The organism is Aquabacterium humicola (genome assembly GCF_030167915.1).
Lineage (GTDB): Bacteria > Pseudomonadota > Gammaproteobacteria > Burkholderiales > Burkholderiaceae_C > Pseudaquabacterium > Pseudaquabacterium humicola.
The window spans coordinates 261,110-277,421 of record NZ_JARGNB010000004.1 but is presented as its reverse complement, the minus strand read 5'-3'; the positions used below and the strand labels follow the sequence as shown (position 1 = coordinate 277,421).

Here is a 16,312-nt window from a genome sequence, read left to right as displayed (position 1 = left end):
CAACAAGTTCAGCGCTTCGCAGTCACCGTCGCGCCACGCACCTCGAAGGCGACGCGGTCGACCACGCGGCCGTCGAGGCCCTTCAGCTCCAGCCGATGGCGACCCGGCCACGGCATCCACTGCAGCGACGCGCCCTGGCCGATCGGCCGGCCGTCGAGCCACCAGTGGCCCGCTTCGCCCTCGAAGCGGATGCGCTGCACCGGCGCCGGCATATCCGGATCGAGCGCGAACACCGAGCCGTCGCGCGGGCTGCTGATGCCGCTGGGCCGCGCCTGCGCGAGCTGCTCGCCGGCGCGCACGCGGCCGCCGGCGGGTGCGCTGCCGGCCACGAACCACTCCTCGCGCGACGCTTCGAGTGCCTCGTCGAAGTGGATCGCGCGCCGCTCGAGTCCGGCCGGCGGCAGCGGCGCGCGCGACGGCACCTGCGCCTGCAGCTGCTGCACCAGCGCGCGCCACACCGGCGCCGCGCCCTGCGTGCCGCTGACGCGGTGCATCGCCTCGCCGCTGGCATTGCCGACCCAGACGCCGATCGTGTGGTGTTCGGTGAAGCCGATGCACCAGTTGTCGCGCATGTCCATGCTGGTGCCGGTCTTGACCGCCGCGAAGCCGCGAGTGACCAGCGCGCTGTCGAGGCCGAAGGTGGTCGCGCGCGCGCCGGCGTCGGCGAGGATGTCGCCGATCTGGAACGCGGTGCGGGCATCGATCACCGAACGACTGCCGCCCCTGGCAGGCGCCGTGCCCGATGCGCCGGCCAGGCCCACCACCGGCGACCACCGGCCCTGGTTGGCCAGCATGCGGTAGGCATTCGTCAGCTGCAGCAGCGTGACGTCGGCGGTGCCCAGCGCGAGCGCGAGGCCGTGGTAGCCGCCGCTCTCGCCGAGCTGCAGGCCGGCGGCGTTCAGTGCATCGAAGAGCGGCTCCGGCCCGATCAGCGCCGCGGTCCGCGCGGCCGGCACGTTGAGGCTCGCGGCCAGCGCGGTGCGCGCGCTGACCCAGCCGCGGTAACGGTGGTCGTAGTTGCGCGGCATGAAGGCGCCGCTGCCGCCGTCGAGGTCCGCCGGCGCGTCGTGCACCAGGCTCGCCGGCGTCAGCAGGCCGCGTTCGAAGGCCAGCGCATAGACGAACGGCTTCAAGGTCGAGCCCGGCTGGCGGCGCGCGAGCACCGCATCGACCGCCGGTGCGTCGGACCAGGCGGCGCCGCTGGAGCCGACCCAGGCCAGCACCTCGCCGGTCCGGTTGTGCAGCACCACGACCGCGCCGTCCTCGACCTGCCGGCCCTGCAGCTCGGCCATCTGCGCACGCAGGGCCTGCAGCGCGCTGCGCTGCAGCCTCGCGTCGAGCGTGCTGCGCAAGGTGGCCGCGGTCATCGGCTTCGGCTGCTGCGCGAGCAGCCAGCGCGCATGGTGCGGCGCCAGCGGCTCGACCGGCGGGGGCATCGTGCGCTTCGGGGCCAGCGCGCGCGCGGCGACGATGCCGATGCGCTCGCAGTCCGGCGCTTCGCCGATCAGCGCGCAGGCGCGCCGCTGCACGAGCGCCGGTGTGGCGTTCGGCGCGCGCAGCAGCGCGACCAGCAGCGCCGCTTCGCTGCGGTCGAGGCCCGACGCGCGCTTGCCGAAGAGCTGCCAGCTCGCCGCCGGCACGCCGACCAGCTCGCCGCGCAGCGGCACGAGGTTGAGGTAGGCCTCGAGGATCTGCACCTTGCTCCAGCGCGCTTCGAGTTGACGCGCCGCGCCGATCTGCGACCACTTCTGCGCCACGCCGCGTCCTCCAGACGGCCGCGCGAGCGCCGGGTCGAGCAGCGCGGCGAGCTGCATCGTCAGGGTCGAGCCGCCCTCCACCCGGCCCTGCGAACGGGCCAGTGCACCGCGCGCGAGGCCGCCCCAATCGACACCGGCGTGCGACCAGAACTGCCGGTCCTCGCCCTGCACCAGCAGTTCGCGCAGCGCCGGCGAGACCTGCGCCAGGGGCAGCCACGGCAGGCGGCGCACGGTGTGATCGATGCGCAGCGACTGGATCGGCCCGCCATGACGGTCGAGCACCGTGAGGTCCGAAGGCCGGTGCGCCGCGCGCACGGCCTCGAAGCGCGGCACCTCGTCGTCGGCCGCCGCATCGGCCGCCACGGCACAGGCCATCGCGCACAGCAGTGCGACGGTGGCGTGCCGTGCCGAACGGGTCACGGCTTCACCTCCAGCACCGCGTTCGGTACTTCGCCGAAGCTCTCCGGCGCGTACATCGCCTCGACGCGCGACGGCGGCAGGCCGAAGCGGCCGGCGCTGTTCAGGCGCAGCGTGTACTCGATGACGTGCTTGCCGCGCGGCATGAACTCCCAGGTCGCGCGGAAGGCGTCCTGCGCGCGCTCCTCGTAGGTCAGCCATGCGCTGCCCTCGCGGCGTTCACCGCCGGTGGCGATGGCCGAGTCGCGGCCGAGGCCAGAGCCGAGCAGCGTGGCGCCGGTCGGCACCGGATCGTTCAGCGCGACCCAGGTCATGTCGGCCTGCGCATCGATCTCCACGCGCACCCGCAGCACGTCGCCGCGGCTCCACGCGCCATCGGCCTTGCGCTCGACGGCGCTCACCGTGCGCGTCAGGCGATAACCGGCGGCGACCGGCGCCTTCAGCGGCACCGCGGCGAGCGCCTGCACGGTGAGCCAGGGCTTGCCGCCGCCCTGCTGCGTGACCTGCAGCGTGGCGCCCGAGGCCGCCGCGGCGGGCCACGGCAGCGACATGCGGCCGCCGTTCTTCTGCGCAGACCAGTCGTGCGAGACGCTGGCGCTGCCGAGGGTCGCGACGCTGCGGCCGCCGACCGCGGCACTCTCGAAGCGCGCCGCGAAGCGCTCGAGCGCGAGCACGCCCCAGAGATTGGCGGTGGTCGTCAGCCACGCGCCGCGCTGCTGGCGGCCCAGCGCACCGAGCACCAGCCGTGGCAGCTCGTCCTTCCAGGCCGGGTCGTCGACCAGCGCGAGGATCAGCTTCGCCGCGTTGGCATCGCCGCTGTCCATCAGCCACCACCAGAAATCGCCGGCCTCGGTGCTGAACTTCAGCATGCTGCCGGCATACGTGATGCGCGAACGCAGCACGGTCTGCGCCTCGGTCAGGCGCTGCGCGCGCTCGGGCACGCCGTCGATGCGCTGCAGGATGCGCAGCCAGTCGATCACCGCGGCGGTCGGCCAGCGGTTCGGCTCGATGGTGATCGACTGCAGCTGCGCGGCGCGCGCGCGGCCGTGGCGCGACAGCGCCTCGATCGCCGCGAGCTTGCGCACGTCGAGGTCGATGCCGGCGCTGCTGGCCGGCACCCAGGGTTTGCGTTCGAGCCGGCCTTCGACGAAGTTGACCAGGGCCTGCAGCATGCGCTCGCGCGGGGCGTCGGGAATCGTCTGCTTCGCTTCGTGCGCGGCGGCGATCAGGTAGGCGGTGAGCCGGTCGCTGCCGCGCGGTGCATCGCCGGCGCGCGGCGGGTAGTAAAGCGCGAGGCCATCGGCGTCCAGGTACCCCGGCAGCGCGTTGACGAGGCGCGTCCAGGCCGCCGCGTCCTGCAGCGCCAGCGCGCGCGAGCTCTGCTGTTCGAGGCAGCTGAACGGGTACTGCTCGAAGAAGCGGCGGATGCCGGGCAGCGCGCCGGCGAGTGTCGGCTGCAGGCCGATCACCAGACCGCCGGCGCGCGGGCCGTCGGGCTTCGCGGGATCGACGGGGATCGCATCGGCCGGCGGCGCCACCGGCAGCGTGACCGGACCGTCCAGCTGCTGCAGGGTCGCGCCCCAGGTGCGAACCGGCAGCGCCGGCCGCACCAGCTGCGTCGTCTTCACCGCGTCGCGCACGCCGCCGCGGTCCACTTTCTCCTGTGCCGTGGCCTCGTAGACCAGGCTGATCGCGCCGGTCGGCAGTTCGATGGGCCATTTCACTTCGGCCGCTCCACCGGCCGGCAAGGTGACCGCCTGCGGCGCGAAGGTCAGCGGCGTGCGCTGCAGGCCGCCCGCGCCATCGTCGCGCTGCACGCTGGCCGCGAGCGCCGCGTCGACCTTCAGCTCGCGCGCGGTGGTATTGCGCAGCGTGTAGACCGCATCGAAGCGGTCGCCTTCGCGCGCCACCGGCGGCAGGCCCGGCAGCAGCTGCAGGTCCTGCGTCACCCGCACCGTCGCGTGGCCCGTGCCGAAGCGATCGGCACCCGACGAGGCCAGCGCGACGAGGCGGAAGCTGGTCAGCGAATCGTTCAGCGGCACGTCGATCGTGGCTTCGCCGCGCGCATCCAGGGTCACGCTGCCGCGCCACAGCAGCAGCGTGTCGAAGAGCTCGCGCGTCGGGTTGCGGCCGCCGCCGCCGCCGGCCGGGATGGCCTTGCGGCCGTAGTGGCGCCGGCCGATGATCTCGCCTTGCGCGGTGGAGGTCTCGACCGCCCAGGCCCGCGGCGGGAACATCGATTCCAGCACCTTCCAGCTGTCGTTCTCCAGCAGCGCGAGCAGGCTTTCGTCGACCGCGGCGAACGCCATGTCCGCCCCCGCGGCGGGCTGCCCGGCCTGCGTCACCTGGACGCGCGTCTTCACGGTCTGCCGCACAGCGTACTGGCTGCGCTCGGGCGTGACCTTGACGTCGAGCTGGTGCGCCGCGAGCCCGATCTTCAGGTTCGCGACGCCGAACTTGTGCGAGGGCTTCGCGAGATCGACCATCGCCGTCGGTGCCTGGTACTCGCGCCCCTCGTAGCGGAAGGCGCGCCACCATTCGCCGGGCGAGCGCCAGCCCCAATTGAAGAACGAGTACCACGGCACATGGCGCACGCGGCCGCGCAGCACCAGCACGCTGGCGTAGACGTTGGGCGCCCACGAGGCGGTCGACGCGCCCGCCGTGCCGCTCTTCGCGTCGCGGTTCGGGATCACCAGCTCGATCACCGGATCGTCGCCCTGCAACTGCACGACGCGGCTGTCGACGATGCCTTCGCGCTCGATCGAGACCAGCGCGGTCGCCTGGCGGTAGGGCATGCGCACCTGCAGCCTGGCGGTCTCGCCCGGCGCGTAGTGCGGCTTGTCGGCCAGCACGTCGATGCGGTCGTCGTTGTCCTGCTCGAACCACAGTTCGCCCTGGCGCGTGATCCACACCGTGGTCGCGGCTTCGGCGATGCGGCCGGCCTCGTCGATCGAGCGCGCGACGAGCTCCACCTCGCCGGCGGCGTCAATCGAGGCTTCGCACAGGAGCATGCCGCGTTCGTCGCTCTTGCCCGAGCAGACCTCGCCGAGCGGCTTCTGCAGCGAGCGCTGGTCGTAGGCGTAGAAGCCGCCGACGAGGCGCTTGCGGCTGGCTTCCCATTGCGTGACCCGCGCGATGACGCCGAGCTTGGTGTTCGCAATCGGCTTGCCGCGCAGGTCCAGCGCGATCGCCTGGAACTTCACCTTGCCGATCGCCGCGGCCCAGCTGCCGGTGCGCACGCCGACCACCCGCGCGGCCGGCCACAGCGGCACGCGCGACGACACCGTCTGCACCTCGCCGTTCGGGTCGTTGAAGGTGACCTCGGCCTGCAGCTCGCTCGGCCGCGTGATCTTCGGCAGGCCCTTCAGCGTCACCGCGGCGGCGCCGTTGGCGTCGGTGGCCAGCGCCTGCTTGTCGACCACCAGCTTCGCGGCATCGCCGGACGCCGGCTCGTCGTCGGCCGACGGATCACGCCGCTCGGGGCGGGGCGGCTGGAACGAAAAATTCTCGTAACCGGGGAAAGACACGTCCCGGTCGCGCAGCAGCGCACTGGCGCGCGCCGGCGCACGCGCGACGCCGCCGCCCGACAGGTGGTTCAGCTGCAGCGACAGCACGGTCTCGGCCGGCGCGATCACGTCGCCGCGCGGCGGCATTAATTTCGCATCGATCAGCGGCAGGCGGAATTCCTCGACGCGGAAGCGCCCGCCCGACCATACGCGGCGTGCGCTCTTCAGGATCACGTCGTAGAGCCCGAGCCTGGCGGTCGGCGGGATCGCCCAGCTCGACAGCGCCGCGCGACCGGCGGCATCGAACTGCAGGGGCTGCGTCACTTCGTCGCCGCTGCCGACGTGCACGATCTTCAGCGTCGTCGGCAGGCTCGCCCGATCGGCATCGCGCAGGCCGGCGGTGGTTTCCTGGCGCACCAGGTGCTTCATCGACACCGTCTCGCCGGCGCGCAGCAGCAGGCGGTCGAAGATGGTGTGCACGCGCAGCTGCTCGGCGCCGCGTTCGTCGCCGTAGAGGCCTGAGACCTGGTTGAAACGCCAGGGCTCGATGCCGCGGTTCCAGTTGCTGAAGACGAAGGCGCTGTCGCGCTGCGGCTGGCCCTGCGCGGTCTTCATCACCTTGCTCGCGGTGACGTAATAGCCGGGCTGCCAGGTGCAGCGTTCTTCGTTCGGGTCGGGCAGCGCCTGGGGCACCAGCGCGCGGCCCTGCGCATCGGTGCGGCCTTCCCACAGGCGCTTGCCGACGCAGTCGTGCAGCAGCACCTCGGCATCGGCGACCGGCTGCGCGCGGTCCAGCGTCGTCACCCACACCAGCGAGTTCTCGTGGCCGCGCTTGAAGTGCACGCCGAGGTTGGTCACCAGCACGCCGGTGCGCACGAACATCGGCGCGCGCGTCGCCAGCAGCCGTTCGCCGAGCACCTGCGACTCGATCTCCACCACGTGGTAACCCGGCTCGGCGAGCGGGATGCCGACCACCTCGAAGGGCCGCGGGTCGCCGCCCTGCAATTGCGGCAGGTCGAGCTTGCGCACGTCGGGCTGGCGCGCGAGCAGCGCGGTTTCGCGACTCTTGAACTCGTTGTTCTGGGCCGCTGCGAGCTGGCCCATCCACTTCAGCCACTCGCGTTCGTCGATCTTCTTGATGCGCACCGCGCCGCCGGCGCGGATCTCGCCTTGCACATGGCGCAGCGTGATCGGCAGCATCGCGTCCGGCCCGTGCTCGACGATGCCGAAAGGCGAGGCGGCGAACTTCGCCAGCGGCGGCATCGGGCCGGTGGCGACGGTCAGCGGGAAGCGGTCGGCGTTGGCGAGCGGCCGGTCGGCGATGTCCTTCAGCTCGCGCGGCAGCGTCAGCTGCAGGCTGGCCTGCTCGGGCAGCGGCGCGGGGAAGCGCACTTCGCTCGTCTGCGATTCGTTGTCCGGCAGCTTCGGCGTGCGCGCGGCGCCGTGTTTCGAGTCGCTCGGCGTCAGGCGCAGCTGCTCGGCCAGCGCGCGCGGGATCGGTGCGCTGAAGCGCACGATGGCGGCGGCCAGCGGCATGCACGGCGCCTGCGCGCGCTCGCGCTCGCAGCTGAACTCGGCGGTGAAGCGTGGCTGCACCTCGAAGCGCAGGCGCTGCGGCGCGCGCGTCTGCACCGCCGGGTCGGCGGCCGAAGCGATGCCCGCGCCCCAGACGATGCGCAGCTTGGCCTGGGGGCTGAGCGGCCGCGCGCAGTGCACGAGCAGGGTGCGGGCCGCATCGGCCGCGCGCACGCGACGGGCCTTCAGCACCGCGTCGCGCGCCGCGCCATTGACGATGTTCAGGCCGATGCGCTCGCCGATGCCGTCGACCTCGCACCACGCGTTGGCGGCGATGCTGGCCGGCGTCGCCGGGCCGGTCAGGCGCAGCAGGAAATGCTGGTCCTCGGCGATCGTCGTCGAACCGTCCCAGGGGTCGCTGCGCTCGATCGCCGGGCCGCCGGTGGAGAAGTTGAAGTCGGTGCGGCCCTCGAGTGTGCCGCTGCGCGGCTGCCAGGCCGGGTTGCGCTGCGTGGTGCAGCGCACGCCGGGCGGCAGCGGCGCGTGGAAGTCGAGCACCCATTCGCGTTCGGTGTTCCAGCGCGCGCTGCGCTCGGGCAGCGCACCGCCGCTGCACTGCAAAGTGAGCGGCGCCTGGCGCAGCATGTCGCCGGCCGGCGAGACCGCGTCGTCGAAGCGCACGACCAGCTGCCGCACCTGCGCGACCTCGCCCTGCGGCGTGACGCCGGTGATGCGCGCGGCCTCGGCCGGCGCGGTGACGGCCGCGGCCATGAGCGCGGCGACGATGTTGCCTGCAATGCGGCTGAACGCCGCGATCCCCAAACGCATGGTCGGCTCCCCTGGCGAACGCGGCCAGTGTAGGAGCCGCGGTGCCTGCCCCCGGGGGCAAGCGTCGCCTCGGGAACGGCCCGGCGGCGACTAGTCGGGGTCGGCCTGGCGCGGCTGTCCGCGGTCGCCGCGCTGCTCGGCCATCAGCTGGCGGCGCTGTGCGATCAGCTCGCGCATGCGTGCGTCGATCACCGAGGCTTCGATGAAGTCGATGTTGGGACCGCCGCGCTTGGCCAGCAACTGGCCGGCGCGCAGGCGGTCCATCGCCCCGGGCAGGTCGCCCAGCGCAGCCTGCGCCTCGGCCTGCGCCCGCAGCGAGCGCAGCGGCTGGTTCATTCGTTCGGCGGTGGCGGCGAGTGCACGCCATGCGCCGGCGTCGCCGCGGTGTTCGGCGGCCCAGGCCTGCAGCGCTTCGGTGCTGTCGCGCAGGGCCGTGTCGTCGTTGGCCAGCAGCGCGAGCTGGCTGCGCAGCAGCAGCTGGCTGCGCGTGCCGTCGGCCGGCAATGCGGCCAGGGCCTGCGCGGCGAGTTGCGGCTGCGCACGCGCGATCGCGAGCTCCGCGTTCAGCTGTGCCCAGGCGAGGCGGGCGTCGCTGTCGGCCAGCAGCGGTGTGCCGGCGGCGAGGGTTTCCTCGGCGAGGGTGAAATCGCGCAGCCGCATCGACGCGAGCGCACGCGTGTACAGCGCGGCGAGGCGCTGCATCGGCGTTGCGTCGCTGCGCGGCACGGTCTCCTGCTGGCGCCGCACCGACTGCGTCGACGGGTCCATCAGCACGCGCGAGCGCGCCTGCATCAGCGCGTGGCGCAGCGCGCCGGCATGCGCCGGGGCGTTGCCGAAGGCCGGGGTCGTCGCCGCCGACGCGCGCTGGCGCGCTTCGCCGACGCGGTCGACGGTCAGCGGGTGGCTGCGCAGGTAGGGAAAGCCGCCGCTGTCGTTGATGCGGTTGGCGCTGTCGAGCTTCTCGAACATCGCGGCCATGCCCGACGGCGCGTAGCCGGCCTGCGTCATCAGCGCATAACCGTTGCGGTCGGCCTCGCGCTCCATGTCGCGCGAGAAGTTCAGCTGTGCCTGCGCGGCGGCGGCCTGGCCGCCCATGATCGCGGCCTGCGCCATGTCGGCGCTGCCGGCGCGGCTGGCGGCCAGCACGCCCAGCAGCATCGCGGCCAGGCTCAAGGTGCTGCTGCGCTGCGACGCGACGATGCTGCGCGCGATGTGGCGCTGCGTGACGTGCGACAGCTCGTGCGCCAGCACCGATGCCAGCTCGTCGCGCGTGGCGGTCAGCCCGATCAGCCCCAGGTGCACGCCGACATAACCGCCGGGCAGCGCGAAGGCATTGACGCTGCGGTCGCGCACCAGGAAGGCTTCGTACGGGAACAGGCCGTCGGAATCCTTGTCGATGTCGCCGCGCGCGCGCGCCGTGCGCACCAGCGGCTGCCACAGCGCCTGCAGGTAGTCCAGCAGCACCGGGTCGTCCAGGTAGTCGGGATCGCGGCGCACCTCGCGCATGATCTGCTCGCCCAGGCGCTTCTCGGCATTGAGGTTGAACTCGTCGGAGGCCGATTCGCCGAGTGCCGGCAGGCGCACGTTCGATTCGGCCGCGCGTGCGGCAGCCGAGTCGTCGACACGGCCGGGCTTGGCTGTCGCGTCGGGCGACTGGGACCACGCGGGCGCGGCCAGCGCGGCCGCCATCAGGCAGCACAGCGCGCGTCGGCGCCACGGGAAGCGGGGGGAGGGGGAACGAACCACCGGCGGCAGCGGGCGGCGGTGGCGCCGCCCGAGAAATAGCGTCGCCTATGATGGCACCGCTGCATTTCCCTTACGTTTCTGGTTGTCCCCGACGATGACGCAACCGCTGACCCACTTCGATGCCCAGGGCCAGGCCCACATGGTCGACGTCGCGGCCAAGCCGGACACGCACCGCATCGCGCGCGCCGGCGGCACGATCCGCATGCAGCCGGCGACGCTGGCGCTGATCGCGCAGGGCAGCGCGAAGAAGGGCGACGTGATCGGCATCGCGCGCATCGCGGCGATCCAGGCCGCCAAGCGCACGGCGGAGCTGATCCCGCTGTGCCACCCGCTGCCGCTGACGCGCGTGGCGGTGGAGTTCCGGCTCGACGACGCGGCCAGCGCGGTGCACGTGGAAGTGCAGGCCGAGACCGTCGGCCGCACCGGCGTCGAGATGGAGGCGCTGACCGCGGTGCAGGTCGCGCTGCTGACCATCTACGACATGTGCAAGGCCGCCGACCGCGGCATGGTGATGGACGACGTTCGCTTGCTCGAGAAGCAGGGCGGCAAGTCCGGCCACTGGGTAGCCGACGCCGGCTGACCCGCTGCGGCGGACGCTACTTCGCCGGCGGCGACCGGTAGTCGCGCCAGTCGTGCGGGCGCTGCGGCGCCTGGCACTGGAAGTTCGAGAAGGCGCCCTGGGCGCAGGGCTTCAGGAACTCATCGGAGGCGGAGTTCCGGAACTCGCGCAACCGGTCGGCCAGCGCGCGGGCGAGATCGGGCTGGCCGTGCTGGTCGAGGTAGCGGGCCCAGGCGATCATCAGCCGGGTATCGAGCAGGTAATGCGGTGCGCGGCGGAACGCCAGCGCGGTGCCGGGCATCGGCTCCGCGCCGGTGGCGGCGGCGTAGTCCGCATGGTGGCCGAACAGCAGGCTGCGCTGGCCGATCGCGATGCGTTCGTCGAGCGGACCGGCGCTTTCGCTCGGCGCGTAGATGTCGACGATCAACTTGTAGTCGTAGGTGGCGTAGGCGGCGCCCAGCACCAGCACGGCGCCGGCGATGCCGCCGGCCCAGGACGGGCCGGGCCGCGGCCCGATCGCGGTCACGGCCCGGCCGGCGCCCAGCGAAAAGCCCCAGGCGAACGCCGCCGGCAGCAGGAAGTACGCGTACCACAGCGGGTACTCGGACAGGCTGTGCAGGCCGATCATCAGCACCAGCATCCAGGCCGACCGCGCGCAGGTTCCGTCGTCGCCGGTCGCGTCACCGCTGCGGCGCCAGCCCTGCCACAGTGCCAGGCCCAAGAGGCCCATGATCAGCCCCGCCAGCGGCAGGCCGAGCTCCACGGCCAACTGCAGCGGCAGCGTGTGCGTGTGGTCGAAGAAGGCGGTCGGACGGCCGGGGAAGGGTGTCAGCGACCAGGCGAAATTGAACTCGCCGAAGCCGACGCCCAGCCACGGGTGCCGGGCGATCAGGGCCAGCGCATTGGCCCAGATGCGGCGCCGCGAGTTCGGGCTTTCTATGCCGCCGCCGCCTTCCGCCGCGCTGTCGGCGGCGATGCGCGCGGCGGCGCCGAAGGCCTGGTCGCTCCACTGGCCGTACAGCGCCATCGCGCCGTACGACAGGGCGTACAGCAGCGGCGTGGCCAGCAGCAGCGCGCGGCTGCGCCTGGACAGGCGCTTGTCGAGCAGGCCCCACAGCGCCAGCAGGCCGAGGCCGAGCGCGCCGGTGCGCGAGGCGCTCAGCTCGACGGCGAAGACCATCGCGGCGACCAGCGCGGCGGTGGCCCCGAAGCGCAGCACGCGCAGTTCATGCAGCGCGACGGTCGCGATCACGCCCCACAGCAGCAGGCTGCACAGGTGGTTCGGCTGGCGCAGGTTGCCCACCGCGCGGCCCGGCAGGCCGCTGACCGCGATCCAGTTGCCGTCGGCCAGCGACGGTGCGAAGACCTGCACCAGCGCGACGACGGTGCTCAGGGCCCCGGCGACCAGCAGGCCGATGGCGAACCAGCTGAAGAGGGCCGTGCGCTCGTCGCGCTGCGCGGCCGCGCAGCCCGCCCACGCCACCCCCAACGCCGCGATGACCAGCGCAGCGGCCGAGGCCGTCAGCGGCAGGGGCAGGGCACCGAAGAGGCCGCTGCCGAGCACCGCGGCCAGCAGCAGCAGCACCGCGGCCATCAGCACCCGCGCGCGCAGCCAGCCGTCCGAGGGCGCCACCGTCGCGACGACGCCGCCCCAAAGGCCCACCGCGAGGCACTGGTTCAACATCGTCGAGGACGGCGGCAGGTTGTATGCCAGCAGCGCGGGCAGGGCGCAGGCGAGCAGCAGGGCGGGCATCCAGAGCGCGTGGCGCGCGGCCTGCGATCCTGCAGTGGAGGTCAGCAGCATCGGTGCATTCTAGGAATGCGCCGAAGGGGGACCGGGCGCGCGATCAGTACGCGTTGAACGGCGCGAAGCCGACGACATCGCCGCTGGCCTTGTCGATCAGCGCCACCCAGTCGGCGTGCCGCGAGATCACCGGCACGAAGACCAGCTGGTCGTCGCTGCGGCCGCTGCGCGCGACGGCCTCGTCGAGCTCGGCGGCTCGGGCCGGGTAACGGGTGCGCAGCACCTTCAGGGGTTTGCCGTTCTCGCGCGTTTCCCGTCGGGCGGTGTCGTCCCAGGCGCGCCAGTACTTCGGCCGCGTGCCCAGGTCCGCGCCAGCCAGTGCCATCTCGATGGACTTCATCAGCTCGTCGGCATCGGTGGGCGTGATGGTCCGCAGCTGGCGCGGACCGGTGATCGACAGGGCGCGCAACTCGGCCGGGGCTTGCCCGAGTTCCTCGGCGATCACGTCGTTCGCAGCGACCACCCGGAAACGGTTGCTCTCGAGCGCCAGCGCCACCGGTCGCGCGAGGTACATCGTGTGCATGCCGTAGCCCAGCGCCGCGAGCTGCAGCACGACGATCACCGCGAGGTCGCGCCGCAGGTGCGGCCAGCCCTTGCGCAGGTCGAAGATCGCGAAGGTGATCGCCGGCCCGAGCACGATGTCGACGCCGGTGATCAGCAGGAAGAGCTTGCTGCCGCCGCTGAGCGCCGCGTAGGGCCACGGGTACCAGAGCAGGAAGATCAGCGCCGCGGCGATGCCGGCGACGAATGCGCTGCCGCTCAGGTGGATCAACGCGGCTTTGATGCGGGTCCGCAGGTCCAGTGCGGGCAGGGCGGTAACGCGGTTCATGGTGAATCGAATGGCGCGTCGGACGTTGTTGGAGTCGGAAATGGCAGAAGGGCGCCCGCAGGCGCCCTCCTTGGCAGGTCGGGTGCCGTTACTTGCAGGAACCCGGAGCGTACTTGCCGAAGGTGGCCGGCGTGCCGACGACGCAGCGGAAGCGGTCGACCTGGGTCGGGATGGCGGCGACGGTCAGCGCGGTGCCGGCGGCATTCTGCGGGGTCAGCGTGAAGACGATGCCGGCGGCGCCGAACAGGTCGGGCGCGTTGGCCAGCGACTCGCCGGTGGCGGTGATCACGCCGTTGGCATCGGTGGCGATCGAAGCCAGGTACTTGGTCTTGGCGGTGCCTTCGCCACAGCCCCAGCCGTTGGCACCCGGGGCGGTGACGCCGGCGGTACCCGTCTGGTAGACCTCGGCGACCGACGTGCGGCACTGGCTGGCGGCCAGGATGATTTCCGAGACACGCGCCTTGACGGTGTAGTCGCGGTAGGCCGGCAGCGCGACGGCTGCGAGGATGCCGATGATCGCGACGACGATCATCAGTTCGATCAGGGTGAAACCTTTTTGGATGCTGCGCTTCATGAGACTGGAACTCCAGACGGTGTTGGGGGGGCGAGTGCCATGTTGCAGGGCCCGTGCCAGCCCGATAACGAGGACCTTTTGCACGCCGAGTGCGCCGGCGGGTCATCGAAAGGGGTTTCTTCGACCATTTTCGTCAGCCGGTTCGTGTCGGTTGACGCGATTCGTCACTTTGGTCAGCGCCAGCTTTGGCCTCCAGCTTGGCCGCCGACTTGGCATTCAGCGAGCCGCGGCGCCGCAATGACAAAGGGGCGCCGAGGCGCCCCTTGTCGAATGGGCCGACGGCCCGATTACTTGCAGGAACCCGGGGCGTACTTGCCGAAGGTGGCCGGCGTGCCGACGACGCAGCGGAAGCGGTCGACCTGGGTCGGGATGTCGGCGATGGTCAGCGCGGTGCCGGCCGCATTCTGCGGGGTCAGCGTGAAGACGATGCCGGCGGCGCCGAACAGGTCAGGCGCGTTGGCCAGCGACTCTCCGGTGGCGGTGATTACGCCGTTGGCATCGGTGGCGATCGAAGCCAGGTACTTGGTCTTGGCGGTGCCTTCGCCGCAGCCCCAGCCGTTGGCGCCCGGGGCGGTGACGGCAGCGGTGCCGGTCTGGTAGACCTCCGCAACCGACGTGCGGCACTGGCTGGCGGCCAGGATGATTTCCGAGACACGCGCCTTGACGGTGTAGTCGCGGTAGGCCGGCAGCGCAACGGCTGCGAGGATGCCGATGATCGCGACGACGATCATCAGTTCGATCAGGGTGAAACCTTTTTGGATGCTGCGCTTCATGGGGTGCTCCTGGACAACCGAGGGGGGAGGGGTGGTGCGCTTCCAAAGTTGCACGCCATGTGCCAGCCCTTGAACGTGGGGGTTGGCCGCCTCAACCGTGAATCACGTCACGAATGAAAGGGCGAAGTGCCCTGGTGCGTCACTTCACGCTGCCGGAGCTGACGCTTTTCGTCGACCAGAACGGTCGGTCAGACGATGGCCATCACCTGCCCCGCCGTCAGCGCATGGATCGCGTGGCGGTGGGCGATGGCGCCGATCTCGCTCATCACCGGATCGAGCTCGCCCGGCTTGATGTGGGTGATGTAGACCGAGACACCCGGCGCCAGGTTCTGCAACTCGCGGCCGAGCGCGGCCGGGTGCATGTGGCGGCTGATGTCGGCGAGCACGTGCTCGTCGTTGCGGAAGGCGGTCTCGATCACCAGGCTGCCGACACGCATCGCCGCCAGCCGCTGCCACAGCGCCTGATCGGGTGCGGTGTCGCCGGTGAAGACCCACGCGCCGGCGTCGGTGTCGGCCGGCGGCAGCACCGCGAAGCCGACGGCCGGCACGGTGTGCAGCGCCGGCAGCACTTCGACGCGGCGGTCGCCGAACTCCAGCACGTCGCCCGTCGCGAAGGGGCGCAGCGACAGCACCGGCTGGTCCTTCGACGGCAGGCGGGTGAAGTCGGGCCAGATGGCGCCGTTGAAGATGTGGGCGCGCAGCGCGTCGAGCGTTTCGGGCAGCGCATGCACCTGGATCGGCGGGCGGCCGCTGCGCCGGCGCATCACGCTGTCGGCCAGCAGCGGCACGCCGAGCACATGGTCGAGGTGCGAGTGGCTGAGCAGCACGTGGTCGATGTGCTCGAGCTGGTCGAGCGACAGATCGCCGACACCCGTGCCCGCATCGATCAGCACGTCGTCGTCGAGCAGGAACGCGGTCGTGCGGCATCCGGCCGCGATCGACCCCGAGCAGCCAAGAACCCGGATTTGCATGGAAAGGCGGCGTGGTCCGAGAGCGGCGTGCGCGCCCGGGCGAACAAAAGCCAATCGTCGCGCCGGGTTTGTCGGACCGCAAGGTCGCTTTGTCCACAGTCGGCGCTAGCCGTGGAGCACCGATCGCCGTTCGTGACGGCCTCGTGACCTAGTTCACGACGGCTCGGGTGGGTCCGAATGCAGCGGAAACGGGGGGCCGCCGAGGGGCGTCGCATCCCGCTGGAGCGGACGCCGCCGCATCCCGCGGCGCCCGGTTGTGTCCTCGCAGGCTACGCCTGGATGAACTGCATCTGCGTGCCGGCCAGCTCGATCAGGTCGCCGTTCTTCAGCGGCGCGATGTCGCCGGCGAGCGGCATGCCGTTGATGGTCGGGCGGCTGAGGCCCTCAACATGGGCGATCACGTAGCCGCCCGGACGCTTGGTGATCGAGGCGACTTGCACGCCCGGCTTGCCCACCGTGGTGACGACCTTGGTGAGCGTCACTTCGCGGCCGGCGGCGGCGCCGCTCAGCACCTTGATCGACGCCGGCAGCGTGCTGACCGGATTCGCGCCCAGCGGGCGCGGCGAGGTGGCGACGGGGTTGAAGGTGCCGTGGCCCGACGGCGGTCCGGCATGGTGGGCGGCCGGCGCCATGGCGCCCGGCCGCATGATCATCGTCTTCTCGTAGTCGCCGTTGTCCTCGACCAGGTACTTGATCTTGTACTTGCCGATCTCGACCGTGTCGTTGTGAGCCAGCAGCTGCTTCTTGATCGCCTTGCCGTTGATGTAGGTGCCGTTGGTGCTGTTGAGGTCTTCGATGAAGACGTCCTGGCCGACCATCTGCAGCACGGCATGCTCACCGCTGACGGCGAGGTTGTCGATCACGATGTCGTTGTAAGGCCGGCGCCCGAGCGTGGTCTTGTCCTTGGTGATCTGGACTTCCTTGATGACCACACCGTCGAGCGACACCACCAGTTTGCCCATGCTTGCCCTTATCTAGACTGCCGGACCCCCCGTCACCCCGGTCCGGCATGTTCGGCCTTGCAGGCCGCTGT

10 protein-coding genes are annotated in these 16,312 nt (G+C 71.8%); 1 reads left to right on the top strand and 9 read right to left on the bottom strand.

Annotated elements, in window-relative coordinates; genetic code table 11:
* Positions 1-8 precede the first annotated feature (8 nt).
* From pbpC to P1K89_RS20085, 3 genes are all read right to left on the bottom strand, one after another.
* Entirely contained in the window at positions 9-2,177 is a 2,169-nt protein-coding gene (gene pbpC / locus P1K89_RS20095) for a penicillin-binding protein 1C (RefSeq protein WP_284618283.1), read from the bottom strand.
* Positions 2,174-8,023 carry an alpha-2-macroglobulin family protein gene (locus P1K89_RS20090; protein ID WP_284618282.1) on the bottom strand — a complete coding sequence of 1,950 codons (5,850 nt, stop codon included), beginning with the start codon at positions 8,021-8,023 and terminating at the stop codon, positions 2,174-2,176. The genes pbpC and P1K89_RS20090 overlap by 4 nt, the downstream gene beginning before the upstream one ends.
* Positions 8,024-8,113: 90 nt before the next feature.
* On the bottom strand, positions 8,114-9,769 hold the full coding sequence (locus tag P1K89_RS20085) for a M48 family metalloprotease (protein ID WP_284618281.1): 1,656 nt from the start codon (positions 9,767-9,769) through the stop codon (positions 8,114-8,116).
* Positions 9,770-9,863: 94 nt separating this feature from the next.
* Between P1K89_RS20085 and moaC the strand changes: the two genes are divergently transcribed.
* Positions 9,864-10,349, top strand: a complete 486-nt coding sequence (moaC, locus tag P1K89_RS20080) for a cyclic pyranopterin monophosphate synthase MoaC (protein WP_284618280.1) — start codon at positions 9,864-9,866, stop codon at positions 10,347-10,349.
* Positions 10,350-10,365: 16 nt separating this feature from the next.
* On the opposite strand, the gene P1K89_RS20075 is transcribed toward moaC, so the two are convergent.
* From P1K89_RS20075 to P1K89_RS20050, 6 genes are all read right to left on the bottom strand, one after another.
* Entirely contained in the window at positions 10,366-12,132 is a 1,767-nt protein-coding gene (locus P1K89_RS20075; RefSeq protein ID WP_284618279.1) for a PglL family O-oligosaccharyltransferase, read from the bottom strand.
* Positions 12,133-12,175: 43 nt separating this feature from the next.
* Complete coding sequence (tfpZ, locus tag P1K89_RS20070) at positions 12,176-12,961, bottom strand: TfpX/TfpZ family type IV pilin accessory protein (protein ID WP_284618278.1); 786 nt, start codon at positions 12,959-12,961, stop codon at positions 12,176-12,178.
* A gap of 88 nt (positions 12,962-13,049) precedes the next feature.
* Positions 13,050-13,535, bottom strand: coding sequence for a pilin (locus P1K89_RS20065; RefSeq protein WP_284618277.1), 486 nt, complete (start codon positions 13,533-13,535; stop codon positions 13,050-13,052).
* 287 nt (positions 13,536-13,822) lie between these two features.
* The gene (locus P1K89_RS20060) at positions 13,823-14,308 is read right to left on the bottom strand and encodes a pilin (RefSeq protein WP_284618276.1); all 486 of its coding nucleotides are present in this window, start codon (positions 14,306-14,308) and stop codon (positions 13,823-13,825) included.
* A gap of 188 nt (positions 14,309-14,496) precedes the next feature.
* Positions 14,497-15,279 (bottom strand): MBL fold metallo-hydrolase, encoded by a 783-nt coding sequence (locus tag P1K89_RS20055; protein WP_284618275.1) that lies wholly within the window; start codon positions 15,277-15,279, stop codon positions 14,497-14,499.
* A gap of 269 nt (positions 15,280-15,548) precedes the next feature.
* Positions 15,549-16,241 (bottom strand): FHA domain-containing protein, encoded by a 693-nt coding sequence (locus P1K89_RS20050; RefSeq protein ID WP_284618274.1) that lies wholly within the window; start codon positions 16,239-16,241, stop codon positions 15,549-15,551.
* Between the last annotated feature and the right edge of the window lie 71 nt (positions 16,242-16,312).